This window comes from Tateyamaria algicola, assembly GCF_047715485.1.
Classification (GTDB): domain Bacteria; phylum Pseudomonadota; class Alphaproteobacteria; order Rhodobacterales; family Rhodobacteraceae; genus Tateyamaria.
This window is the reverse complement of the sequence record NZ_CP180422.1, coordinates 3,698,909-3,721,785: the sequence shown is the minus strand read 5'-3', so window position 1 is coordinate 3,721,785 and position 22,877 is coordinate 3,698,909. Positions and strand designations below refer to the sequence as shown.

Sequence of the window (22,877 nt, the reverse complement as noted above, 5' to 3'; positions counted from 1 at the left end):
AAACTAAAATCGCGATCCACATTGCGAGGCTCATCTTGTCAGCCCTTCATCACGTTGACGTCTTCGACGGCGATGGTCCCGCGGTTGCGGAAGAAACAAACAAGGATGGCAAGGCCAATCGCGGCCTCGGCAGCGGCGACAGTGAGGACGAACAGCGTAAACACCTGCCCCACCAGATCGCCGAGGAAGGACGAGAACGCCACAAGATTGATGTTCACCGCGAGCAGCATCAATTCGATGCTCATCAGCAGGATGATCACGTTCTTGCGGTTCAGGAAAAGCCCGAAGATGCCGATGACGAACAGTGTCGCCGCGACGGTCAGGTAATGCTCAAGTCCTATCATCATCTTATCCGATCAAATTCTTCTTTTGTGCCGCGCAGCGTAGGGTACGCGAGATGGCACGCACAGCTTTCCCATTCGTTCACAGAGCGCGTCACTTCGGCACCGACTCCCGAAAAACGAGTTTCAAGCATTTCAAAAGTGACGTTCGCATCACTTGTGACAGCTTCGTTCCAAACTGCATCAAACGCCTCGCTGACATCGAACGCTCGGACCTGTTTTCCGGTCACAGTGTCTATTTGGTCCAAGCGGTACGTCGCGTGCACCGTGTCCCCATTGGCGCAGGCTTCTACGGTGAGAGTGCTCGCGCCGATACCCCATCCAAAACTTCCAGTAACATAGGTCACTACCCCGCCACCCAGATCCGCATGGTCTCGCGTGATCGTGCTCGATGTTTCTTCTGCCTCATGGCAGACGTCGAAGTCCGTGGCGTTTGTAGCACTTGTGAAAAGTACGGAAAGCAACATCGCAGTGGATAGAACAAATCTCATTGCGCCACTTTCTTCGCGATGAATTCTGTCTTGTTACCCCGGGCATCGGGGTAGAGCGCGGCGCAGGCACAGGGCTCTGCATCCAGTGTGATGATGTCGATGTCGCGTGCGATGCCGTCGAGGTCCGCTGCCATTCTCTCGAACGTGGCGAAGGCGCGCGCGCCGCTCTCGTGATGGTCGATCACGGCCAGCGCCTTGTCGGTCCGGTCAAACGGCAGGCGGGTGCCCATGTTGTCCTCGGCCGTGCGAAAGGTAAGCGCCATGCCGGGCGCGCAGTCGACCACAGAAAAGGACGTCGCCGTCCCCTCCTGGCTCCACCAGTCGCGCCACATCACGCGGCCTTCGCCCAGGTCCATATGCGCCGTTTCGCCACCATGAGAGATATGCGTGGTGCGATCACAATCTGTCAGGGACAAGGCCAAAGCCTCACCCCCGATCAGCGCAATCGCTGCCGTCAGATATGCGCACCGCTGGATCAAGCTTACAGCCCCTGCCCCGGTTTGACGTCTTTCAGCTCCATCGCGGTGGCCGGGTCGCGGTACATTTGCTCCAGCACGTTCTGGCGCTTGACGTCTTCGCGGTGGCGCAGTGTGAGCACGATGGCGCCAACCATGGCGACCAGCAGGATCAGACCCGACAGCTGGAACAACAGGAAGTACTGGTCATAGAGGATCAGGCCCAAAGCCTCGGTATTGTGGCGATCGACAGGGGTTACCTGCGCACGCAGCCCTTCGGCGGCGGCGTTGCTTTCCCATGCGCCAAAGGCCAGCACGAACTGCATCAGGATCACGAGGGCAATCAGCAGTGCGAGCGGCATGTACTTGGCCATCTCGGCCTTGAGCTCGGCAAAATCGACGTCCAGCATCATCACGACGAACAGGAACAACACCGCAACCGCACCCACATAGACGATGATCAGCAGCATCGCCACGAACTCGGCCCCCAGCAGCACGAACAGACCGGCCGAGGACAGGAAGGCCAGGATCAGCCACAGCACCGAATGGACCGGGTTCCGGCTGATCACGGTAAAGAGGCCGCCCGCGATCACGCAGATCGCAAAGAGGTAAAAGGCAAATACGCTCATGTCTTGTCCTCGTCGTCGCCCATGACCTCTTGCGCCAGTTCCATGGCGCGGGTCATGGCGGGCACACCGGCGAACATCGCCATCATGCCCAGGGTCTCGGAAATCTGTTGGTCGGTCGCCCCGGCCTCGCGCGCGTGGCGTACGGTCTGGCGCACGGCGGTGTCGGCCTGCGCACCCTGCATGGTCAGGCCCGCTAGGGTGATCAGCAGCCGCGTCTTGGCATCCAGCCCGTTTTCATTGAGCGCGTTGCCAAACCATGTCTCCATCACCTCTTTGGGCATGGTGGGCCACATCGCCTCCATCGCCTTGGGGTCAAACGCGCTCATCTGGGGAAACGACTTTGTCATCTCCTGCACCTGCGCCATCATCGCGGCAAAGGGGTTCGGGGTCTCAGTCATCTTCGGCCTCGAACACTTCGATGGCTGCGTTCAGCCCGTTGATCATCGCCGGAAAGCCGCCATAGAGGGTCATCTGGTAGATGATCTCGCAGACTTCCTCGCGGCTGGCACCGACGGCGCGCGCACTGGCAATATTGACCTTGAGTTGCGGCTTGGTCTGACCGCCCTGCGCTGTCAGCGCAGCCACCGTGGCCAGCAACCGTGTCTTTTCATCCACAACGCCGCGCGCATAGAACGTGCCATAAGGCACTTCGACCACCATGCGGGATAGGCCCGGCACCAGCGCGTCATAGCGGGCTGCAAGCGCCTCCTCCATGCCGGGGTTCACCTGCTCTGACAGCTCTTTGCCGCGTGCATATATGGGCTCGTCTAGGCTCATCTGTAGGGCGCATCCAGTTCGAGGTTGCGCGCAATCTCGGCTTCCCAGCGTTCGCCGTTGGCCAGAAGCTTGTCCTTGTCGTAGTACAGCTCTTCCCGCGTCTCGGTGCTGAATTCGAAATTTGGACCCTCGACAATGGCATCCACCGGGCATGCCTCCTGGCAGAACCCGCAATAGATGCACTTGGTCATGTCGATGTCATAGCGCGTGGTGCGGCGGCTGCCGTCTTCGCGCGGTTCGGCATCAATGGTGATGGCCTGCGCGGGGCAGATCGCTTCGCACAGCTTGCATGCGATGCAACGCTCTTCCCCATTGGGATAGCGGCGCAGCGCGTGTTCGCCACGGAAACGTGGGGACAAGGGCCCCTTTTCGTGCGGGTAGTTTACCGTTGCCTTGGGCGCAAAAAAGTATTTCAGGCCAAGGCGCATGCCGACCCAGAAATCCTGCAACAGGAAGTATTTGGCGGCGCGTCCGTAGTCCATCTGTGTCATCGTTATTCCCCCTGCGATCCATCGTTGAGGTGCATGTAGGCCCAGGCCTTGAGGGCCGCGATTACATTTGCGTTCTCGATATCAATCATCTTGCCGTCCGCATCCTGAGTACACATCTCGCATTCAGCCACCACAAAGGCCGTCAGATCCTCGAGATCATGGCGCGATGTGGTCTGGATGGCATTGGCGAGTGCGCTCATTCATCAGCCTCCCATGGGCCAGCGGGCATAGATGCCCCAGAACCATTCGAACTTGGCTGCGAAGGCGACAAAGACGACCCAGAACAGCGAGAACGGAAGGAAGACTTTCCAACCGATCCGCATCAGCTGGTCATAGCGGTAGCGGGGCGTGATCGCCTTGATCATCGCAAACAGGAAGAAGAAGAACGCCATCTTGCCCACCATCCACAGCACGCCATCCGGCAGGCCGGGGATCGGCGACAGCCAGCCGCCAAAGAACAGCAGCGACATCAGCGCGCACATCAGGAAGATAGCGATGTACTCGCCCGCCATGAACAGCAGGAAGGGTGTCGACGAGTATTCGACCTGATACCCCGCAACCAGTTCCGATTCCGCCTCGGGCAGATCGAAGGGCGGGCGGTTCGTTTCAGCCAGTGCGCTAATAAAGAACAGGAACACCATGGGCAGGTGCGGCAACCAGTACCAACCAAAGAAGCCGTAGGACGTGTCTTGCGCAGTGACAATCGAGCCGAAGTTGAGCGATCCTGTGGACAGGATCACACCGATGATGATGAGGCCGATGCTGACCTCGTAAGAGATCATCTGTGCGGCCGAGCGCAGCGACCCAAGAAACGGGTACTTCGAGTTCGAGGCCCATCCACCGATGATCACACCATAAACCTCGAGCGAGGAGATGGCGAAGACATAAAGGATGGCGACGTTGATATCAGATAGCACCCAGCCTTCGTTGAACGGGATCACGGCCCAGGCGACCATGGCCAGCACGAAGCTGGTCAACGGGGCGAGCATGAACAGGGTCTTGTCGGCGCCCGCAGGCACAACGACCTCTTTGACCACGTATTTCAGGGCGTCCGCCACGGTTTGCAGCAGGCCATAGACCCCCACAACGTTGGGTCCGCGCCGCATCTGGACAGCCGCCCAGATCTTGCGGTCGCCATAGACCAGAAACAGCAGCGAAATCATGACGAACGCCACGACAGCAAGCACCTGGGCCAGGATAAGGACGGCGATGCCGCCCGGAGTGGTAAAGAAATCAGCCATCAGTCCTCACACCGTCGGTATTCCCTTCTCCGCACAGGATGCAGACACGACTTCTGCGTCGATTGTCTTGATCCCTCGCGGCAGAGCTGGCGAGATGGTGTAAACAGCATCCGCCGTCCACACGCCAGCCTCTTCGTCAACATTTGTGCGCAAATGACGCGCAAATCCCCAGCCCCGGATCAAAGTGTATCCGGCGGCGGCGCATTCGGCATAGTTGCTGACATCCTGCGCGCTCAGCGCGTTTGTCATCGACACATTGAACTGCACCAGATCGTCGGCCAGCAAGGTCGTTTCCACCCCGCGATAGTCCGGGATGAACTGCTCGGCCGTCGGCACGGTATCACAGGCGGCCAAAGGCATGCAGGTTATGAACCACGCAGCCTTCATTCGGCGGCCATGGCTTCCGTTTTGCGTGCCTTTGCGTTCGCGCTGAGTTCGGCCATCAACTGGCTGGCCCGCGCGATCGGGTTGGTCAGGTAGAAATCGGTGATGGTCGAGGTCAGCGTGCCGCCCTCCATCTTGCCCTGTTCCAGCGTATCGCCGCTGTTTTCGGCCACAACGTCGATGTCGCCGAGATGCGGGTGTGCCTTGACGATGGCCTGACGCAATGCAGCGAGGCTGTCATAGGGCAGCGCGGCACCCATCTCGCCCGACAGGGCGCGCAGGATGGCCCAGTTTTCCTTGGCCTCGCCGGGGGCAAAGCTGGCGCGTGCGGCCAGTTGCGGCCGTCCTTCGGTGTTCACGAACAGGCCGCCCTCTTCGGTATAGGCCGCACCCGGCAGGATCACGTCGGCGCGGTGCGCACCGCGATCCCCGTGGCTGCCCTGGTAGATCACAAAGGCACCGTCGGCGATTTCGATCTCGTCCGCGCCGAGGTTGTAGATCACGTCCGCCTTGTCGACCGCGGCCATGGCGTCGGGGTTTGTCGCCCCCACATCCATCGCACCCACACGCGAAGCGGCGGTGTGCAGGATCAGCAGCCCCGACTTCGTGCTTTCGGCAAGCGCTTGCGCCGCCGCCAGCACCGCAGCACCGTCGCCGCGCGTCAATGCCCCCTGCCCCACGATGATCAGCGATGGCTTTTCCGCGACGGCCGAATGATCGCGGCCCAGCAGTTCGGTGATCGTGTCGGTGCCCGTGCCGATGTGGTTGTAGTCATAGGTCAGGTCCACAGCCTCACCGATCACGCCGACATTCGCGCCACGCGTCCACGCCTTGCGGATGCGGGCATTGAGCACGGGCGCTTCAAGGCGGGGATTGGACCCGATCAACATGATCGCTTCGGCGTCTTCGATATCTTCAATGCAGGCTGTGCCGACATAAGCGGCCCGGTTGCCGCTGGGCAGTTTGGCGCCATCGGTACGGCACTCGACGATACCGCCCTGCCCCTCGACGAGATCTTTCAGCGCATAGGCGGCCTCGACCGGGGCCAGGTCACCCACAAGGCCGGCAAGGTTGGATGCGCCCTTGATCGCCTCGGCCGCTTTGCCCAGTGCTTCGGGCCAGGTCGCGGGGCGCAGCTTGCCGTTTTCGCGGATATAGGGCTTGTCCAGACGTTGGCGGCGCAGGCCGTCCCAGACAAAACGGGTCTTGTCGGAAATCCACTCCTCATTCGTGCCGTCGTGGTTCAGCGGCAAGAACCGCATAACTTCGCGCCCCTTCGTGTCCACGCGGATGGAGGAACCAAGGGCGTCCATCACATCGATGCTTTCAGTCTTGGTCAGTTCCCAAGGACGGGCGGTGAAGGCATAGGGCTTGGACACCAGCGCGCCCACGGGGCACAGATCGATGATGTTGCCCTGCAGGTTCGAATCCAGCGTTTCGCCGAGGTAAGACGTGATCTCGCTATCCTCGCCGCGGCCCGTCTGCCCCATCTGCGCGATGCCCGCCACCTCGGTGGTGAAACGCACGCAGCGGGTGCAGGAGATACAGCGGGTCATGTGAGTCTCGACCAGCGGACCAAGGTCCAGATCGTCCACCGCCCGCTTGGGCTCGCGGAAGCGGGAGAAATCCACGCCATACGCCATCGCCTGATCCTGCAAATCGCATTCGCCGCCCTGATCGCAGATCGGGCAATCGAGGGGGTGGTTGATCAGCAGGAACTCCATGACGCCCTCGCGGGCCTTCTTGACCATGGGCGAGTTTGTCTTGACCACAGGCGGCTGGCCCTCGGGGCCGGGGCGCAAATCCTTGACCTGCATGGCGCAGGACGCGGCGGGTTTGGGCGGGCCGCCGACAACCTCGACCAGACACATCCGGCAATTCCCCGCGATCGACAGACGCTCGTGATAACAGAAGCGCGGGATTTCGATCCCAGCCTCTTCACAGGCCTGGATCAGGGTCATGGCCCCGTCGACCTCGACCTCGTTACCGTCGATGATGATCTTGCGGAGGTTGCTCATACGTCAGTTCATCCTCAATAGGGCGCCGATCTGGCCGCCTTTTTCAATCTCTGCACGCCCGAGGGCGCAGTAGCTGGCAGGCTGTCCTGCACTGACGCCACGGCTCGACAGATAGGCTTGCCGCGCGCCCTTGAGACGTGCCTTTTCCGCGTCGGATTTACGGTAGGCATCAATCTCGGCATCTGAATAGCCCAAATCACGCGCCCGCGACTTGAGGCTGTTCACAACCAGGTAGGCTTGCAGCATGCGGGCCGAAATATCCGGGCAGTTCTTGCGAATTTCGTCAGCGATACCGACAGCCAGAATTGTACCATCAATTTCAGGCACATCCCGCAGATGCGGTTTGGCCGGTAAGGCTCCGGCAGTCAGGCTAAGGATCAGGGCCATGGTCATTGCGCGCATCGTTTCTCTCCACTTGTCACGTCACATCGACGCAAGATGGGAAAGCAGGTTCGTGCTATGCAATAACACGGGGCTACACAACCCGTTAGCGCGCAAAATGTCGCCATCTGCGCGCGTCAAAGTCAAATGTCGATGCAGGCGCCGCGTAACACCAGCTTGTCACCGGAAATCCGCAAAGTGCCGTCCTCGGCATCGGGGCCTTCGACCCAGTTGATGTCGGAGGTGCCGAAGTTGTCGATACAATAGCGCGTGGCCTCGTACCGCCCCGCCTCGCGCGCCCCTTCAAGTGAGGCCGAGACCGGGCTGACGCCGATTTCAAATTCGCTGCGGTCCTTTTCGACCTTGCTGGCGGTCGAGCGGAAGAACACCCCGTCAAACGCGATCCGGTCGGCGCGGCGTTCGGCACAGGCCGACAGGGCCAGAACCGCGATCAACAACGCACCGGTCAGCAAGGCCGGGCGCAGATCGGTCAGGGTCAGGGATTTGGTCTTGGTCATCATGTTGTCTCCGAACGCTGGTGCGCATCCTTCAAATGGCTCCAGCCAAAGGCGTGATCACTATTGCCATGCTTTTCAAGATGATGAAAGCGTTCCATCGCCTCTGTGATCGTGGGGATGTGCCCCTCTGGCACCCACCACATCACGAGGCGCGTGCCTTGGCTCTCCAGATCGTACCACTCGGCCTTTCGGTCATAGAACTGTTTGTGCACGGTCTGGAACACAAAGTGGCGAAAGCTGTCGACGTCCTGCCAGACCGAAAGCGTAGAGGCTGTGCGGGGATTGCCGCCCAGCGGACCACCTGCATCCAGCTGCGCGGTCTCCATATCCTCGTTTTCCATATGCCAGACATAGCCGGGGCTGCGCCGCGCAATGTCATAGACACGATCAAGGTTGTTGAGGAAGTCCGCGACCCGCGGATCTTCCCAGTCGTATTTCAGGGTGCCTATGTTGAACTCAGCGAGAGGCACACGAGTTATCCACGATTGCGAAGGAACACGCCATATTGGTCGTTCTGTGCGATCATCCTGCGGCCAGCCGCGCACCACGAATTCTGGTCTGCGACAACTATTTGATTTTCTTCGATAAAGGCAAAGAGATCATCTTGAGTGCGTTGCTTGTAATTGTTCTTTAGTGCACGTACCGCAGCATTTTCCGATACCGCTAGCTCGCGTTGCAGTTTCGCGAACTCGTTTTTTAGACGAACACTTTCTTCGGGGTCCAATTCGATGGTTCGGCATCTCTTGGCTACTTCGGAGGCATATGAAAAAGGTTGAGCCTTCAGATAAAGTTGCTCAAGTACTACAGGGTCAACTGTCGATGAAGTTGACGATTGCCCGGTAGGTTCCGAGCAACCTGCAAGTAGAACCAAACCGGCGACAAAAAACTGATTTGCCAGTTTCACTCCAGTCACTCCGCCGCGATCCGTTTGCCTGCGATCCGATCTTCGATCTCATCGCGGAAATTCTTGATCAGCCCCTGGATCGGCCAGGCCGCCGCGTCACCAAGAGCACAGATCGTGTGCCCTTCAACCTGTTTGGTCACGTCAAGCAGCATGTCGATTTCCTCAACCTCCGCCTCGCCGCGCACCAGACGATCCATCACGCGCATCATCCAGCCGGTGCCTTCACGGCAGGGCGTGCACTGACCACAGCTTTCGTGCTTGTAGAACTTCGACAAGCGCCAGATCGCCTTGATGATATCGGTGCTCTGATCCATCACGATCACAGCGGCGGTGCCAAGGGACGACCCCTTTTCCTTGAGCGCATCAAAATCCATGATCGCATCGCGCATGTTCTCACCGCGCACACAAGGCACAGAGGACCCACCGGGGATCACGGCCTTGAGGTTGTCCCAACCGCCGCGAATGCCGCCGCAATGCTTGTCGATCAGCTCTTCGAAAGAGATGCTCATCGCCTCCTCGACCACGCACGGGTTATTCACGTGGCCCGAAATGGCGAACAGCTTGGTACCTGCATTGTTCGGACGGCCAAAGCCAGAGAACCAGGACGCGCCCCGGCGCAGGATCGTCGGCACCACCGCGATGGATTCGACGTTGTTCACCGTGGTCGGGCAACCATAGAGGCCCGCACCGGCGGGGAATGGCGGCTTCATGCGTGGCATGCCCTTCTTGCCCTCAAGCGACTCGAGCAGCGCGGTTTCTTCGCCGCAGATATAGGCCCCTGCCCCGTGGTGCAGATAAATGTCGAAATCCCAGCCCGAGCCGGCGGCGTTTGGGCCGACCAGACCGGCGTCATAGGCCTCGTCAATGGCGGCTTGCAGCGCTTCCTTCTCGCGGATGTATTCGCCGCGGATGTAGATGTAGCAGGCATGCGCATTCATTGCGAAGGACGCGATCAGGCACCCTTCGATCAGGGTGTGCGGATCATGGCGCATGATCTCGCGGTCCTTGCAGGTGCCCGGCTCGGATTCATCAGCATTCACAACCAGATAGGCCGGACGTCCATCGCTTTCCTTGGGCATGAAGGACCATTTGAGGCCGGTGGGAAAGCCCGCACCGCCGCGACCGCGCAGGCCGGAATCCTTCATCTCCTGCACAACCCAGTCGCGCCCCTTCTGGATCAGCTTGTCCGTGCCGTCCCAGTGGCCGCGTGACTGCGCACCCTTGAGCGTGCGGTCGTGCATCCCGTAGAGGTTGGTAAAGATACGATCCTTGTCAGCGAGCATAGTCACATCCTTTGTAGCGGCCCCGCGCATGGGCCGTTCACGTGTCGCGGCTGTTTTGCCAAATCCTGATGGCCACCACCAGTGCCCAAATGAACGCAGCCAGCGCGAAAAGCAGCAAAAGCACCTCAAACCGCGCAGGCAGACCCAGCACGCCCACAATCACGGGCGCAAATATAGACAGCAAAGCGGCCCCCGCGATGACGAGGGCCGCAATCCGGCCCTGACGGGCCAATTTTGGATCAAGCTGATCGGACATGCGTTAGTAAACGCCACCTTTCTTCACTTTGCTCGAAAATTCGGTCGTGCCGCCTTCGGCGAGGATCTTGGCCTGGCTGACCCATTCATCGCGGGTCACCCGGCCCTTGAACCCTTCGAGGTTCTGATCGACCCAAGCCACCTCGTCCGCGCCCCACGAGGCGACCTGATCGAAGTGGTAAAAGCCCATCGAGTGCAACAGCGCTTCGAGTTTCGGGCCAACGCCCTTGATCTGCTTGAGGTTGTCGGGACCGCCATCGCGCGCCGCGGACAGTGTCTCCGGCTTCTTGCCGGGCCCTGCTGCTTCGGCGGTGGCCTCTGCTTTTGGGGCCGCCTTGGCTTTTGGTTTGGCCTTGGCCTTTGCCGCAGGCTTCTTCTTTGCCTCGGCAGGTGCGTCACCCTCGTATTTCCATTCCCCTTTGCGCGCGGCCAACTCTTCCTGACCCGCGAGCGGTGCAGAGGGTTTGATCTCTGGCTTGCTGGCCGCCGATGCGGCAGGCGCAGCGGCTGCAGCCGCCTGTGGCGCAGGTTCTTCGGCCTTGGCGGGTGGCGCTGTCGGCTTGGCCGCAGCATCCTCGTCTTTCGCACCAACGGTCGCTTCGCCTATGGCGGGCAGCGGTTTGCACATGATCCAGCTGAGCAACAGACCGGCAACCACGGCCACAACGATCCCCGCAAACGCGCCCTGCATGAACGACCAACCGCCGATCACCCACAACAGCACCGCCGCCAGCAGCCCCCCAAGCGCTGCCACCAGCCAACAGCCGAGTGCACAGCTGATGTTTCCCTGTTTGTTGTTCATTTTTATCCCTCTCCCATTCTGAGGTTCGCTTTACTCTTTATAGATACCGTCTTTTTTTGCACGTTGGGAGAATTCTGTCTCGGACCCGCTGGCCAGTGCCTTGGCCTGCGTGACCCAATTGTCACGGCTCACGCGCCCTTTGAAGCCCTGAAGGTTCTGATCGACCCAGGCGACTTCGTCGGCTTTCCATGCCGCGATCTGGTCGAAATGGTAAAAGCCCAGGGAATGCAGCAGGCTCTCGAGCTTGGGCCCGACACCTTTGATCATCTTCAGATCGTCCGCTGTCCCGCCGCGCGCAGCGGTCAGGGTTGCGGGCTTGGTCCCGGCATCTGCGTCCGATGTCTCTGCCTTTGCCGCCTTGGCGGGCGGGGTTTTCGGCTTGGCCGTATTCTCGGGCTTGCGGGCCTTTGGAACGGACGTCGCCGCTTCGGATTTGGGCGTCTTCGCCTTGCTGGCCTTTGGTTTGGCGGATGCATTGGCCGCCTTGCCCTGCCACGGCGTGATCAGCGGCACTTCGGTCCCGTCGATCCGCTTGACCGTGTCGCCAATGTCAGTCGCCAGTTGAACCGAAGCGTTGTACTTGGTGTGGCCGCTGTCAAAATTCTTGAGGCTGGTCAGACCGGCCAAGGGTTCGGCGGCGTAGCGCCCGTTCTGGGGGCCGGGCGTTGGGACGTTACCGGCGGCGAGTTCGTCGATGATCTCGCCCATGCGCGCAGCGGTCAGGTCCTCGTAATAGTCCTTGCCGATCTGGGCCATTGGTGCGTTGGCGCAGGACCCGAGGCACTCAACCTCTTCCCACGAGAACTTGCCATCGGCAGAAAGCTGGTGCGCCTTGGGCGCGATCTTGTCCTTGCATACGGCCACAAGGTCTTCGGCCCCGCAGATCATGCAGGACGTTGTCCCGCAGACCTGAATATGTGCCACAGATCCAACGGGCTGCAGCTGGAACATAAAGTAGAACGACGCAACCTCGAGCCCCCGGATGTAAGCCATGCCCAGCATGTCGGACACGTGCTCGATCGCGGGGCGGGTCAACCACCCTTCCTGCTCTTGCGCGCGCCAGAGCAACGGGATGATGGCGCTGGCCTGACGGCCTTCGGGATACTTGGTGATCTGCGCCTCGGCCCAGGCCTGGTTGGCGGGCGTGAAGGCAAAGCTGTCGGGTTGTTCTGAGTGTAGGCGGCGGAGCATTTAGGTCTTTCCCTTGGTGTGGGTGGAGACCATGGGAGCCTCCGGCGGGAGTTTATTTGGCAAAGTGAAAGCGGATCAGCGGTCGATTTCCCCGAACACCACGTCCATCGTGCCAATGATCGCGGCGACGTCGGCCAATTGGTGCCCTTTCGAGATGTAGTCCATCGCCTGCAGGTGCAGGAACCCCGGTGCGCGCAGCTTGGCGCGGTAGGGTTTGTTGGTCCCGTCCGCGACAAGGTACACGCCGAACTCGCCCTTGGGGGCTTCGACGGCGCAATACACCTCGCCCTCGGGCACGTGGAACCCTTCGGTGTAGAGTTTGAAGTGGTGGATCAGCGACTCCATCGACGTTTTCATGTCGGTGCGCGAGGGCGGTGTGATCTTGCCACGCGCCAGGATGTCGCCCGGGCAATCGCGCAGCTTGCCGATGGCCTGTTTGATGATGCCGACCGATTGCCGCATCTCTTCCATGCGGCACAGGTAGCGGTCATAGCAGTCGCCATTCTTGCCCACCGGGATCTGGAAATCGAACTCGTCATAGCACTCGTAAGGCTGCGAGCGGCGCAAATCCCAGGCCAGGCCCGATCCGCGCACCATGACGCCGGAGAATCCGTAATTCAGGATGTCCTCTTCGGTCACGATGCCGATATTGGCGTTGCGCTGTTTGAAGATACGGTTTTCGGTCAACAGCCCGTCGATATCGACCATGAAGCCGGACATGAACTTGTGCGCCCACTCTTCGATATCGTCCAAAAGCTCGGGCGGCAGATCCTGATGGACGCCACCGGGACGGAAATAGGCTGCGTGCAAGCGCGCACCGCAAGCCCGTTCGTAAAAGATCATCAACTGCTCACGCTCTTCAAAGCCCCAGAGCGGTGGGGTCAACGCGCCGACGTCGAGCGCTTGCGTGGTGATGTTGAGCAGGTGGTTCAGAACACGGCCAATCTCGCAGAACAGCACCCGGATCAGCGAGGCACGGCGGGGCACTTCAACGCCCGTCAACTTTTCAATAGCCAAGCACCAGGCATGTTCCTGGTTCATCGGCGCCACATAGTCGAGCCTGTCAAAGTAGGGCAGGTTTTGCAGGTAGGTCCGGCTTTCCATCAGCTTTTCAGTGCCACGGTGCAGCAGGCCGATATGCGGATCGCAGCGTTCAACCACTTCGCCGTCCAATTCGAGCACCAGACGCAAAACGCCGTGTGCCGCAGGGTGTTGCGGGCCGAAGTTGATGTTGAAATTGCGGATCTTCTGTTCGCCGGTCAAAGCGTCGTCGAATTTCGAGCCGTCCATCATGTTGTCACCATGCTTTGTGCGAGGTTGTCGTGCCAGCGTTGGGGGATGGCCCCAAGCCGCGCTTTTACGTCTTCGTATTGTGGCCGCAAGAGCGTCGCGAGCTGCGCGCGCTCTTGCGTCGTGATCTGGGCACCTGTTCCTGCGTTCACCCGTTCCTCGGGGCCGGACAGTGGGGCGTCGAGGCCGAGGAAGTCGGACAGCCGCGCCAAAGTCTCGGCACGAAACAGGTCTTCAAAGAACAGCACCATGCGTTGCGGTGCCGGCACCGCCTGCTCCAGCCGGGACAGCGTGCCCGCATAGTCGGACCGGGCGCGTTCCGGATTGTCCTCGCCCGTCAGCACCTCGTCCATCAGACTTGCGCGGACGGTCGAGGCATTGACGCCCAGCGCCTCGCGGCGGGCAACGGTCATCGAGATGTTGGACCACAGACGATCAATCGGATCGCGCAGGATCATTAGGAACCGTGTGTCACCGTCATTCAGTGCAGCCATCCGCTTGAACACTGCCGGTTTCAGCAGGGCATAGGCCGGTGTGACATCCGCCACGACCTTGTGCTCGGGGCCAACCGGACGCCGCATCAGGTTTTGATATAGGGCGTCATTGCGACGTTGCGAGCCGATCAGGCCCAGCCAGCGGTCGATTTCCTGTACGCTCCGCTGCGCACGCTTGCGCAGTTTGGCATCTGTCTGCGTTGACATCTCTGCCCGCATTTCGCCGCGCACGCGGATAATCTGATCCACCGCCCATGTGGCCGTGTCATTTTGCAGGCTGTCGAAATAATGCGTTTCCTTGATCGGCGGCAACACCGCCTGATCATGCTGGCGCAGGGCCCGCGCCAGCCATGTGGTGCCTGCCTTGGCTGCACCGATGCAATATAGAAACGCCGCCATGCTCAGCGTTTCTCCAGTTCCTGGAGTTTCAGCGCCATGAACCACAACAGAGCAATCGTGCCGATGGGCAGAATGCAGACAAACGCCCAATAGGCGTTGATCCCGAAGTGCGGAAGCAGCTTGAACATCGGAATGATGGTCAGCGCAGCAATGACAAGCCAGATCAGCATGTCCACCGGTCCGCCCTCTCTCTTTTGCTGAAAAAGCCCGGGACCAGCACCGCGAACGGTCCGGTAAGGCCAAGCAACACTGCACGGGTGAATGTCGTCATGCCGCGCCCTCGTCCTTTTTCTCGTCCCCCGGCAGGATGTATTCGGCACCTTCCCACGGGCTCATGAAATCGAACTGGCGGTATTCCTGCACAAGGCTGACGGGTTCGTAGACCACACGTTTTTCCACCTCGTCATAGCGGACTTCGGTGTAACCCGTGGTCGGGAAATCCTTGCGCAGCGGATAGCCGCGAAAGCCGTAATCGGTGAGGATGCGGCGCAGGTCCGGATGGCCCGAGAACAGGATGCCGAACATGTCGAACACTTCACGTTCGAACCAGTTGGCCGAGGGGTGAATGTCGGTGATCGAGGGCACCATCTGGTCGTCGCGGATCGACAGGCGCAGGCGGATGCGGTGGTTCTGGTACATCGACAGAAAGTGGTAGACCACGTCGAACCGCTTGGAGCGGCCCGGATAGTCCACGGCCGTGATGTCCACCAGCGATGAAAACCGGCAGGTCGCATCGCTGGTCAGAAACTCGGTAAAGCCGGTGATGTTGGCCGGGGCCACATCAATGTTCAACTCACCATGGGTGACGTCCCATGCCAGCACACAATCGGGCCGCTTGGCTTCGATATATGCGCCAAGTTCGTTCAGGGCTTCGCTCATGCCGTCCTCTTAACGTACGATTGTGCCGGTGCGGCGCATTTTGCGCTGCAACTGCATGATGCCATAAAGCAGCGCCTCAGCCGTGGGCGGGCACCCGGGCACGTAGACGTCGACCGGCACGATGCGGTCACAGCCGCGCACCACGGAATAGCTGTAGTGATAGTACCCGCCCCCATTGGCGCAGGACCCCATCGAGATCACGTAGCGCGGCTCGGGCATCTGGTCGTAGACCTTGCGCAGCGCAGGCGCCATCTTGTTCGTCAGCGTCCCGGCCACGATCATCAGGTCGGACTGGCGCGGGGACGCGCGCGGTGCTGTCCCGAACCGTTCAAGGTCATAGCGCGGCATCGAGGTGTGCATCATCTCGACCGCACAACAGGCGAGACCAAAGGTCATCCAGTGCAAGCTGCCCGTGCGAGCCCAGTTGATGATGTCATCGGTCGAGGTCAGCAGGAATCCCTTGTCCTGCAACTCCGCGTTCAGGGCTTGCGTCCCGTGTTCCTTGTCGCCACCGGCATAGGCGGGGCCAAGCGAGCCTGTGTCGGTTACTGCCATTCCAGCGCCCCCTTCTTCCATTCATAGGCAAAGCCGATGGTCAGGACTCCGAGGAACACCATCATCGACCAAAACCCGACCATGCTCACATCCTTGAAGGCCACGGCCCAGGGAAAGAGAAAGGCGATTTCGAGGTCGAAAATGATGAACAGGATCGACACCAGGTAGAACCGGACATCGAATTTCATCCGGGCATCGTCGAACGCGTTGAACCCGCATTCATAAGCCGACACTTTTTCCGGGTCCGGGTTGCGTACCGCAAGCACGACCGCCGCAAGTATCAAAACAAGACCGAGGCCAATGGCAACGGCCAGAAACACGAGAATGGGGAGATACTCCCGCAACATCTCTTCCACGTTTGGCTCCTTTTCTGCGCACAGCGTCCGGTGCGCCAGGTCAAGTGGCAAGGTTGACTGCATCCGGGTTTACGCGCGCCTTTCGGCAGGGTCAATAAAGGCCCGGAGGGAAGTGACGGAAATCGCCGGGTGATTTCGACGCATCAGGACGCTATTTTGGCGCGTCGCGGCGCCATTCGGCAAGTGTCAGGCCGTTTTTCTCGGCTGAAACCTCGACATGCAGCGCATTTAGGGGTCGCCCCGGCAGATCAACTTCGATTGCGCCTGTAGTGGCCCCTTGCGCCACCAACCGTTGCGCGGCACGCGGCAACACCAGCAATTCCTGATAGGTCAGGTGCAAATCCGTGCGCAAAGCGGAATTGGCGAACACCAGTTCACCTTGGGCATTGTGCACGGTCAGCGCCTTGCCCCGTGTTTCTGACAAAGTGGTCAGAATGGCATCGTTTTCGGCCAGCGCCGCGCTGAGCGCCTTTTGTTCATACCGCAGCACGTGCCGCTCGATCTGGCTTTCGGCGAGCTCGGCGACGGCGGACAGAAACGCCAGTTCTGCATCTTGCCAAATCCGCGGTGAGGTCGACAGCGCGCAAATCGCACCGACAATCGCCCCGCCTTCCAGGCGCAGCGGCACACCCAGATAGGCCCCGATGTCAAACGCAGCCACGGTCGAAATTGTGCGCAGGGCCGGATCGGCCGCGATATCGCAGACGCGCAACGGTGTGCCCCTCTCCATCGTGCGCGCGCACACGGTGTCACGCATCAGAATGGCCCGCTGCGCCTTTTCACTATCCGTGCCCGAATGACCAAGCGCGTAAAGGGCATCCTCATGCACCACACTGATCAGGCAGGTACGGCAATTGAGCTTGGCCGCAATGGACTGCGCCAAGGCATCAAATTCGGCCAGATTGCTGAAATCAAGGGAATGATGGGTCATGTAAGGGGCAGTGGCCTATCATTGTGTCAGGGTGCGAACCGGCAGAGTGTTGGTTGAGTGATCCTCAGCACTTTTGCAAAAATAACTCAAATGGCCTGCATTTCAAAACTTAATTACCCAAAGGCCTTTAAAATCGAACTGCATCCAAAAAAACGCGCCGGGACATCCCGGCGCGTCTGTGTTGCAAACGACGCAGGTCACCCTGCCCCAACCTTACATCAAAATGATCTCGGTACTGCCGCTGCCGCGCCGCAGCGCGTGTACATCGGCCAGGTCGGGGTCGGACATCCACGCCTCTGCGGCGGCCCGATCGGGAAAGCGGACAATGGCGATGGCATCCGGAAGAATTGGATTACCTTCCAACACCTTGAGATCAGGCGAGGCATGCACCACCTCTCCTCCATGGCGGGCCAATGCGGCACCCGCCTGCTCGCGATACTGGTTCAGGCTGTCGGGGTTGGTAATGCGCATCGTCACAACGGCGTGCGTGGTCATAGGCTGTCCTTTCAGTCTTGCAATCTCAGCAGGTTAGCGTTGGCTGTCCTGATCGAAAATTGACGATATAACGAACCCACCTGTGCAAAAACGATCAGGAAGGCAGTACAATGGCGACACGAGACATGGATTGGGGGGATCTGCGATTTGTCCTCGAAACTGTCCGGCACGGAGGGCTAAGCGGTGCTGCGCGCGCATTGGGCGTAAACCACGCCACAGTCGCACGGCGCATCGCCGCCGCCGAAGCCGCGCTTGGCACCCCGCTCTTTGATCGCAGGCCAACAGGCTATGTTCCCACCCAGGCCGGCACGGATGCTGCGCACACGGCCGAGACCTTCGAAAGCCATGGCGCGACCCTGACCCGGGCCATCGCGGCGCGAGATGCAACAATCAACGGCCCGCTGACCGTGACCGCCCCGCCCCTGCTGATCCAATGCGCGATTGCCCCTGTGCTTGGGGCCTTTGCGCAGGCTTACCCGGAGGTGGAACTGACTGTTCTGGGGGCCAATGCGCCCCTCAACCTCGCCCACCGCGAAGCGGACGTTGCCATTCGCATTTCGGACACACCCGACCCCGATCTGGTCGGGCGGCAGGTCGCCGAGCAACGATCGACCGTCTATGCCAGCAAAGCGTATCTGGAACGGCTCGACGCAGACCCGGACAAGCGGCTCGACTGGTTGCGTTTCCTGCATTGGGAAGCGCCCAACAGCGCGGTGATGCAAGCCTATCCCAACCTGCGCATCGCCATGCACATGGATGATATGGCGGGGATGCTGGGTGCCGTGCGCGCAGGTCTGGGGGCAACACGCATGCCCTGTTTTCTGGGGGACAGCGACCCCGATCTGGCACGACTGCCGGGCATCCCGCTGTTTCCCTATCCGCCGGTCTGGGTTCTGACCCATGCAGATATGCGCGCCGTGCCCCGGATTGCGGCCTTTACCAGCTTTGTCTCGGGCGCGTTGCGCGCCAAGCGGGCAGATTTCGCGGGCGGCTAGTCCGGCATCCACGCAGCCTTGCGCTTGTCAAAAAAGGCGCCAATGCCTTCGGCCGCTTCCTCCGTCTCCCACCGGGATTTCAGGGCGTCGATGGTCATCGAAATGGTCGCCTCATCAATGCGAGGGCCGAGATCACGGGCCAGAGACTTGGCCGCAGCCACAGCACCGGGGGCGCAGGACAGATAGGGCACAACTTCGGCCTCGACCGCATCGCCCAGGTCAGATGCGGGCACAGCGCGGGCCAAGAGGCCCAATTCGACTGCTTCGGCAGCGCCGAACAGGCGGGCAGACATGAACACGCGCCGCGCACACCCCTCGCCCATGCGGGCCAGAACATAGGGGCCGATCGTTGCCGGAATGATGCCCAGCCGCGTCTCGGTCAGCCCCATCTTGAGATGATCCACACCAATGGCCACGTCACAGACAGAGGCCATGCCGACCCCGCCCCCGAACGCGTTGCCCTGCAGAGCCCCGATCAAGGGCTTGGGCAGCGTGTTCAGGGCCTGCAACATGTGGGCAAGCTTGCCAGCTTCCCGTGCCCGCGTCTGCGGGTCGGCAGCCATCTGCGCGCGCATCCAGTCCAGATCGCCGCCCGCACAAAAGCTCTTGCCAGCCCCGGTCAGCACGACGACGCGCACAGCGTCATCCGCCCCCAGATCCGCCGCCGCCTGCGTCAGTTCCGCGAGCATCACCGCGCTGAGCGCGTTGTGCTTATCGGATCGGTTCAGCGTCAGCGTGGCGACACCGCGGTCGTCCACATCAAGGGTGATCGCCTCAGTCACGACACGTATTCCTTCCTGCTTCAAAAGGGCGGACCACAGACATCAGCCGCGCAGCGCCTGCGCCATCGCAGCCGCCTCGTTCAGAATGTCGATGTCCAGCCCGGTCTCATAACCCAAACGGGCCAAATGCGCGGCGACGGCTTCGGTCGCCACATTCCCGGCTGCACCCGGCGCAAAGGGACACCCGCCGAGACCACCCACGGCCCCGTCAAACACCCGCATGCCCAAGCTCAGCGACGCATCGATGTTGTCAATCGCGCGGCCCGCCGTGTCGTGATAGTGGCCCGCCAAGCGGCCCACCGGCACCACGTCACGCACCGCCAACAACATCCGTGCAATCGCATCAGGCGTGCCGCGCCCCAGCGTGTCGCCCAGACTGACCTCGTAACACCCCATCGCAAAGAGCCGGTCGGCCACACGCGCAACAGCGCCTGGATCGACCATGCCGTCATAGGGGCATTCCACCACGCAAGACACATAGCCACGCACCGGCAGGTCGATGATGCGCGCGGCCTCGATGACCGGCACGAACCGCTCAAGTGCCTCGTCAATAGAGGCATTGATATTGGCGCGCGAGAACCCTTCGCTGGCCGATCCGAACACGGCGACCTCATCCGCACCGGCGGCGCGCGCATCTTCGAACCCACGCATGTTGGGCGTGAGTGCGGCGTATCGCACACCGGGCGCGCGGGCGATCCCGGCCAACACTTCGGCGCTGCCGGCCATTTGCGGCACCCATTTCGGGCTGACAAAACTGGCGCACTCTATCCGTCGCAGCCCGGCCGCACTCAACTTGTCGACAAGGGCGATCTTATCGGCCACCGAAATCTCGCCCGGCTCGTTCTGCAGGCCGTCGCGCGGACCCACCTCGTAGATTTCAACTGTACCTGCCATCTAACCCTCCCAAGCCGGATAAAACTCTTGATCATACAGACTGTCACCTTCAGCCGGCTGACTGGCCAGAAAGGCCGCGCGTTCCGTGATGCGGGCATACCACCGGGCTGTCGCCGGATGATGATCCAACGGCGCAAAGTGGCGCGCCATATAGACCGCCTGCCCCACACTGACATCCGCCGCGGAAAATCCTGACGCCAAAAGGTAATCCCCGTCATGGCCTCCAGCCGACAAATGGCCCTCGATCGCATCATAGCATTTGCCGAGGCGCGCGGCTTCCAGCTTCATCACGATGGGGCTGCGCATGTGATCTTCGTAGAGGACAACGTGCTGCTGCGTCAGTGCGGCGGCGTGCTGGCTGATGGTCTCGGCAAAGTGGACCCAGACCAGCCAGTCCTTGCGTTCGCCGTGGCCCGGACGGCGGCCCATCTTGTCCGGGCTGAACCGTTCACACAGGTATTCGGTGATCGCCCCCGTCTCGGTCATGCAGGTGCCGTCGATTTCCAGGGCCGGGACGCGTCCCGCCGGGCTGACGGCAAGAAAGGCGGGTTTGCGCAAAGATTTGTCGAACGGATGCACGATCACGCGATGTTCGATCCCCAATTCGCCAAGCAACCACAGCGTGCGCATCGAACGCGATTGCGGGCAGTGATGCAGGGTGATCATGTGTCATCCTCCAACCGGACCAGCGCCGCCCCTGCCGTGACCTGATCGCCCGGGCCTGCCAGCACTTCGGCCACCACCCCGTCGCGCGCGGCCAGAAGGGCGTGTTCCATCTTCATCGCTTCCAGCACGGCGAGGCGGTCGCCTTTTGCGACCTGCGCACCGGGCTCCACAAACACGGCCTTGACCAGTCCGGGCATGGGCGCCTCGATCACATTGCCGTTGCCCGTGGCACTTGCGGCCACGTCCAGCAGGTCGCGCACCTGATATGCGATGCCGTAGCCGTCAAACACGGTGGCGACACCGTTGGTGATGCTGACGGACGGTGCCGGATGGCCGTCGATCACCCATGCCCCTTGTGTCAGATGCGCCTGGATGGTGATCCCATCCAGTTCCCAATGCTGTTCTGTTTCGCTGATCACTTCGACATGCAGATCAAGCGGGCTGTCCCCGAGCGCAAGCGACACGGCACGGCGCAAGGGCTGCCACAGGCTGAACCCGGCCATGGGCGCAGGAGTGGTCAGCCCAGACACAGCCATCGCCGCTGCAACAGCGTGGCGCGGCTGAGGCGTGGGTTGCGCAGTCAGTGCGTCGATATCCCGGGCAATCAGGCCGGTATCAACCTCTCCGCGTCCAAAGCCTGCGTGACCGGCCAGGGCACCAAGAAAGGCAAGGTTCGTGACGGTTCCGGCCACTTCTGTGCCTGCCAGCGCCTGCCCAAGCCGTTTCAGGGCAACGGCACGTGTGTCCGCATGCACGATCACCTTGGCGATCATGGGGTCGTAGAACGGGCTGATCTCATCCCCCGTCCGCACACCGCTGTCTGCACGCGCGCCGGGTGGGAAGGCCAGATGGGTCAACGTGCCCGTGGCGGGCAGAAACCCGGCTGGCACGTCCTCGGCGTATAACCGCGCCTCGAACGCATGCCCGTGAATGGCAAGGTCATCCTGTGCGGCGGGCAATCCCTCACCCGCAGCCACGCGCAATTGCCACGCCACCAGATCGACACCGGTGATGGCCTCGGTCACCGGGTGTTCCACCTGCAAGCGCGTATTCATCTCCATGAAAAAGAAGCCATCCGCGCGCAGCGGCCCTGATCCGTCGACAATGAATTCGACCGTTCCGGCCCCTTTATATCCAATCGCCTCGGCAGCCTTGACCGCCGCCTGCCCCATCGCGGCCCGCAACTCCGGCGTCATGCCGGGCGCCGGTGCCTCTTCGATAACCTTCTGATGGCGGCGCTGCAGCGAACAGTCGCGTTCGAACAGATGCACCGCGCGGGTGCCATCGCCAAACACCTGCACCTCGATATGGCGCGGCTGCGTGACGAACTTCTCGATGAGCACGTCCGGATTGCCAAAGGCGGTTTGCGCCTCGCTGCGCGCACTGGCCAGTGCGTCAGGAAAACCGTCAGGTTGTTCCACCAGCCGCATACCCTTGCCCCCGCCACCCGCGACGGCCTTGATCAGAACAGGGTAGCCGATTTTGCCCGCCTCGTCTGCCAGCAAGGCGTCGTCCTGATCGCTGCCGTGATAACCGGGCACGACGGGCACACCAGCCTCAACCATCAACGCCTTGGCCGCGTCCTTCAGGCCCATCGCCCGGATCGCGTCGGCGCTTGGGCCGATAAACGTCAGACCGGCCTGCACAACCGCGTCCACGAAATCCGGGTTTTCGGACAGAAAGCCATAGCCGGGATGGATCGCCTGCGCGCCTGTGTCCAACGCCGCCTGAATGATCGCGTCGCCCCGCAGGTAGCTGTCGGCGGGCGCACTGCCGCCGATATGCACGGCTCGGTCGGCCATCGCGACGTGTTTCGATTGGGCATCGGCGTCCGAATAGACCGCAACGCAACGTACCCCCATGGACTGGGCAGTCTCCATGACACGGCAGGCGATTTCGCCCCGGTTGGCGATGAGGATTGTGTCAAACATCGGCCATTTCCAAATCTTGCACGTTCATAGACATCTGCTTGCCCCCTCA

General features: G+C 61.1%; 32 protein-coding genes. 1 reads left to right on the top strand and 31 read right to left on the bottom strand.

Features of this window, described 5'->3' with window-relative positions; genetic code table 11:
- Positions 1-38: 38 nt before the first annotated feature.
- The 27 genes from nuoK to ACMHLQ_RS20715 all read right to left on the bottom strand — a co-directional run bounded on the left by nuoK (position 39) and on the right by ACMHLQ_RS20715 (position 17,560).
- Entirely contained in the window at positions 39-344 is a 306-nt protein-coding gene (gene nuoK / locus ACMHLQ_RS20845) for an NADH-quinone oxidoreductase subunit NuoK (RefSeq protein ID WP_008553673.1), read from the bottom strand.
- The gene (locus ACMHLQ_RS20840) at positions 344-832 is read right to left on the bottom strand and encodes a hypothetical protein (RefSeq protein ID WP_415402590.1); all 489 of its coding nucleotides are present in this window, start codon (positions 830-832) and stop codon (positions 344-346) included. The genes nuoK and ACMHLQ_RS20840 overlap by 1 nt, the downstream gene beginning before the upstream one ends.
- Positions 829-1,311: a hypothetical protein gene (locus ACMHLQ_RS20835; RefSeq protein ID WP_415402589.1), complete on the bottom strand. Its 483-nt coding sequence runs from the start codon at positions 1,309-1,311 to the stop codon at positions 829-831. The genes ACMHLQ_RS20840 and ACMHLQ_RS20835 overlap by 4 nt, the downstream gene beginning before the upstream one ends.
- A gap of 2 nt (positions 1,312-1,313) precedes the next feature.
- A complete protein-coding gene (locus ACMHLQ_RS20830; protein WP_415402588.1) occupies positions 1,314-1,916 on the bottom strand; it encodes an NADH-quinone oxidoreductase subunit J in 603 nt (200 codons plus the stop codon).
- Positions 1,913-2,314 (bottom strand): carboxymuconolactone decarboxylase family protein, encoded by a 402-nt coding sequence (locus ACMHLQ_RS20825; protein ID WP_415402587.1) that lies wholly within the window; start codon positions 2,312-2,314, stop codon positions 1,913-1,915. Before ACMHLQ_RS20825 ends, ACMHLQ_RS20830 begins: the two co-directional genes overlap by 4 nt.
- A complete protein-coding gene (locus ACMHLQ_RS20820) occupies positions 2,307-2,693 on the bottom strand; it encodes a carboxymuconolactone decarboxylase family protein (protein WP_415402586.1) in 387 nt (128 codons plus the stop codon). The genes ACMHLQ_RS20825 and ACMHLQ_RS20820 overlap by 8 nt, the downstream gene beginning before the upstream one ends.
- Entirely contained in the window at positions 2,690-3,184 is a 495-nt protein-coding gene (nuoI, locus tag ACMHLQ_RS20815; protein ID WP_415402585.1) for an NADH-quinone oxidoreductase subunit NuoI, read from the bottom strand. Before nuoI ends, ACMHLQ_RS20820 begins: the two co-directional genes overlap by 4 nt.
- A gap of 2 nt (positions 3,185-3,186) precedes the next feature.
- On the bottom strand, positions 3,187-3,384 hold the full coding sequence (locus tag ACMHLQ_RS20810) for a hypothetical protein (protein ID WP_415402584.1): 198 nt from the start codon (positions 3,382-3,384) through the stop codon (positions 3,187-3,189).
- 3 nt (positions 3,385-3,387) lie between these two features.
- Complete coding sequence (gene nuoH / locus ACMHLQ_RS20805) at positions 3,388-4,425, bottom strand: NADH-quinone oxidoreductase subunit NuoH (RefSeq protein ID WP_415402583.1); 1,038 nt, start codon at positions 4,423-4,425, stop codon at positions 3,388-3,390.
- 6 nt (positions 4,426-4,431) lie between these two features.
- Positions 4,432-4,785 (bottom strand): hypothetical protein, encoded by a 354-nt coding sequence (locus tag ACMHLQ_RS20800; RefSeq protein WP_415402582.1) that lies wholly within the window; start codon positions 4,783-4,785, stop codon positions 4,432-4,434.
- A gap of 23 nt (positions 4,786-4,808) precedes the next feature.
- Positions 4,809-6,827, bottom strand: a complete 2,019-nt coding sequence (gene nuoG, locus ACMHLQ_RS20795; protein WP_415402581.1) for an NADH-quinone oxidoreductase subunit NuoG — start codon at positions 6,825-6,827, stop codon at positions 4,809-4,811.
- 3 nt (positions 6,828-6,830) lie between these two features.
- Positions 6,831-7,229 carry a DUF5333 domain-containing protein gene (locus ACMHLQ_RS20790; protein WP_415402580.1) on the bottom strand — a complete coding sequence of 133 codons (399 nt, stop codon included), beginning with the start codon at positions 7,227-7,229 and terminating at the stop codon, positions 6,831-6,833.
- Positions 7,230-7,351: 122 nt separating this feature from the next.
- A complete protein-coding gene (locus tag ACMHLQ_RS20785; RefSeq protein ID WP_415402579.1) occupies positions 7,352-7,726 on the bottom strand; it encodes a hypothetical protein in 375 nt (124 codons plus the stop codon).
- Entirely contained in the window at positions 7,726-8,196 is a 471-nt protein-coding gene (locus tag ACMHLQ_RS20780) for a DUF3291 domain-containing protein (RefSeq protein ID WP_415402578.1), read from the bottom strand. Before ACMHLQ_RS20780 ends, ACMHLQ_RS20785 begins: the two co-directional genes overlap by 1 nt.
- Positions 8,197-8,201: 5 nt before the next feature.
- Entirely contained in the window at positions 8,202-8,630 is a 429-nt protein-coding gene (locus ACMHLQ_RS20775; RefSeq protein ID WP_415402577.1) for a DUF5333 family protein, read from the bottom strand.
- A 5-nt stretch (positions 8,631-8,635) separates the two neighbouring features.
- Complete coding sequence (nuoF, locus tag ACMHLQ_RS20770) at positions 8,636-9,913, bottom strand: NADH-quinone oxidoreductase subunit NuoF (protein ID WP_415402576.1); 1,278 nt, start codon at positions 9,911-9,913, stop codon at positions 8,636-8,638.
- Positions 9,914-9,950: 37 nt separating this feature from the next.
- Complete coding sequence (locus ACMHLQ_RS20765; protein WP_415402575.1) at positions 9,951-10,169, bottom strand: DUF5337 family protein; 219 nt, start codon at positions 10,167-10,169, stop codon at positions 9,951-9,953.
- A 3-nt stretch (positions 10,170-10,172) separates the two neighbouring features.
- Positions 10,173-10,970 (bottom strand): endonuclease, encoded by a 798-nt coding sequence (locus ACMHLQ_RS20760; RefSeq protein WP_415402574.1) that lies wholly within the window; start codon positions 10,968-10,970, stop codon positions 10,173-10,175.
- Positions 10,971-11,000: 30 nt separating this feature from the next.
- On the bottom strand, positions 11,001-12,161 hold the full coding sequence (locus ACMHLQ_RS20755) for an NADH-quinone oxidoreductase subunit E (RefSeq protein ID WP_415402573.1): 1,161 nt from the start codon (positions 12,159-12,161) through the stop codon (positions 11,001-11,003).
- Between the two features lie 75 nt (positions 12,162-12,236).
- Positions 12,237-13,451, bottom strand: coding sequence for an NADH-quinone oxidoreductase subunit D (locus ACMHLQ_RS20750; protein ID WP_415405324.1), 1,215 nt, complete (start codon positions 13,449-13,451; stop codon positions 12,237-12,239).
- Positions 13,451-14,344: a sulfotransferase gene (locus ACMHLQ_RS20745; protein WP_415402572.1), complete on the bottom strand. Its 894-nt coding sequence runs from the start codon at positions 14,342-14,344 to the stop codon at positions 13,451-13,453. Before ACMHLQ_RS20745 ends, ACMHLQ_RS20750 begins: the two co-directional genes overlap by 1 nt.
- A gap of 2 nt (positions 14,345-14,346) precedes the next feature.
- Complete coding sequence (locus ACMHLQ_RS20740; RefSeq protein WP_415402571.1) at positions 14,347-14,514, bottom strand: hypothetical protein; 168 nt, start codon at positions 14,512-14,514, stop codon at positions 14,347-14,349.
- Between the two features lie 97 nt (positions 14,515-14,611).
- Positions 14,612-15,223 (bottom strand): NADH-quinone oxidoreductase subunit C, encoded by a 612-nt coding sequence (locus tag ACMHLQ_RS20735; protein WP_415402570.1) that lies wholly within the window; start codon positions 15,221-15,223, stop codon positions 14,612-14,614.
- Between the two features lie 9 nt (positions 15,224-15,232).
- Positions 15,233-15,778: a NuoB/complex I 20 kDa subunit family protein gene (locus ACMHLQ_RS20730; protein WP_415402569.1), complete on the bottom strand. Its 546-nt coding sequence runs from the start codon at positions 15,776-15,778 to the stop codon at positions 15,233-15,235.
- The gene (locus ACMHLQ_RS20725; protein WP_299549776.1) at positions 15,769-16,134 is read right to left on the bottom strand and encodes an NADH-quinone oxidoreductase subunit A; all 366 of its coding nucleotides are present in this window, start codon (positions 16,132-16,134) and stop codon (positions 15,769-15,771) included. Before ACMHLQ_RS20725 ends, ACMHLQ_RS20730 begins: the two co-directional genes overlap by 10 nt.
- A 151-nt stretch (positions 16,135-16,285) precedes the next feature.
- Positions 16,286-17,065, bottom strand: coding sequence for a GAF domain-containing protein (locus tag ACMHLQ_RS20720; protein ID WP_415402568.1), 780 nt, complete (start codon positions 17,063-17,065; stop codon positions 16,286-16,288).
- Between the two features lie 213 nt (positions 17,066-17,278).
- Positions 17,279-17,560, bottom strand: a complete 282-nt coding sequence (locus ACMHLQ_RS20715; protein WP_415402567.1) for a DUF1330 domain-containing protein — start codon at positions 17,558-17,560, stop codon at positions 17,279-17,281.
- 110 nt (positions 17,561-17,670) lie between these two features.
- Here ACMHLQ_RS20715 and ACMHLQ_RS20710 point away from each other — a divergent pair, with 110 nt between their 5' ends.
- Positions 17,671-18,555: a LysR family transcriptional regulator gene (locus ACMHLQ_RS20710; protein ID WP_415402566.1), complete on the top strand. Its 885-nt coding sequence runs from the start codon at positions 17,671-17,673 to the stop codon at positions 18,553-18,555.
- Here the strand turns inward: ACMHLQ_RS20710 and ACMHLQ_RS20705 are convergent.
- The 4 genes from ACMHLQ_RS20705 to ACMHLQ_RS20690 are packed head-to-tail and all read right to left on the bottom strand — an operon-like array spanning position 18,552 to position 22,828.
- Positions 18,552-19,337, bottom strand: a complete 786-nt coding sequence (locus ACMHLQ_RS20705) for a crotonase/enoyl-CoA hydratase family protein (protein WP_415402565.1) — start codon at positions 19,335-19,337, stop codon at positions 18,552-18,554. The two genes, ACMHLQ_RS20710 and ACMHLQ_RS20705, sit on opposite strands and share 4 nt — an antisense overlap.
- 42 nt (positions 19,338-19,379) lie before the next feature.
- Positions 19,380-20,231: a hydroxymethylglutaryl-CoA lyase gene (locus ACMHLQ_RS20700; protein ID WP_415402564.1), complete on the bottom strand. Its 852-nt coding sequence runs from the start codon at positions 20,229-20,231 to the stop codon at positions 19,380-19,382.
- A complete protein-coding gene (locus ACMHLQ_RS20695) occupies positions 20,232-20,897 on the bottom strand; it encodes a glutathione S-transferase family protein (RefSeq protein WP_415402563.1) in 666 nt (221 codons plus the stop codon).
- Positions 20,894-22,828, bottom strand: a complete 1,935-nt coding sequence (locus ACMHLQ_RS20690; protein ID WP_415402562.1) for an acetyl/propionyl/methylcrotonyl-CoA carboxylase subunit alpha — start codon at positions 22,826-22,828, stop codon at positions 20,894-20,896. The genes ACMHLQ_RS20695 and ACMHLQ_RS20690 overlap by 4 nt, the downstream gene beginning before the upstream one ends.
- Between the last annotated feature and the right edge of the window lie 49 nt (positions 22,829-22,877).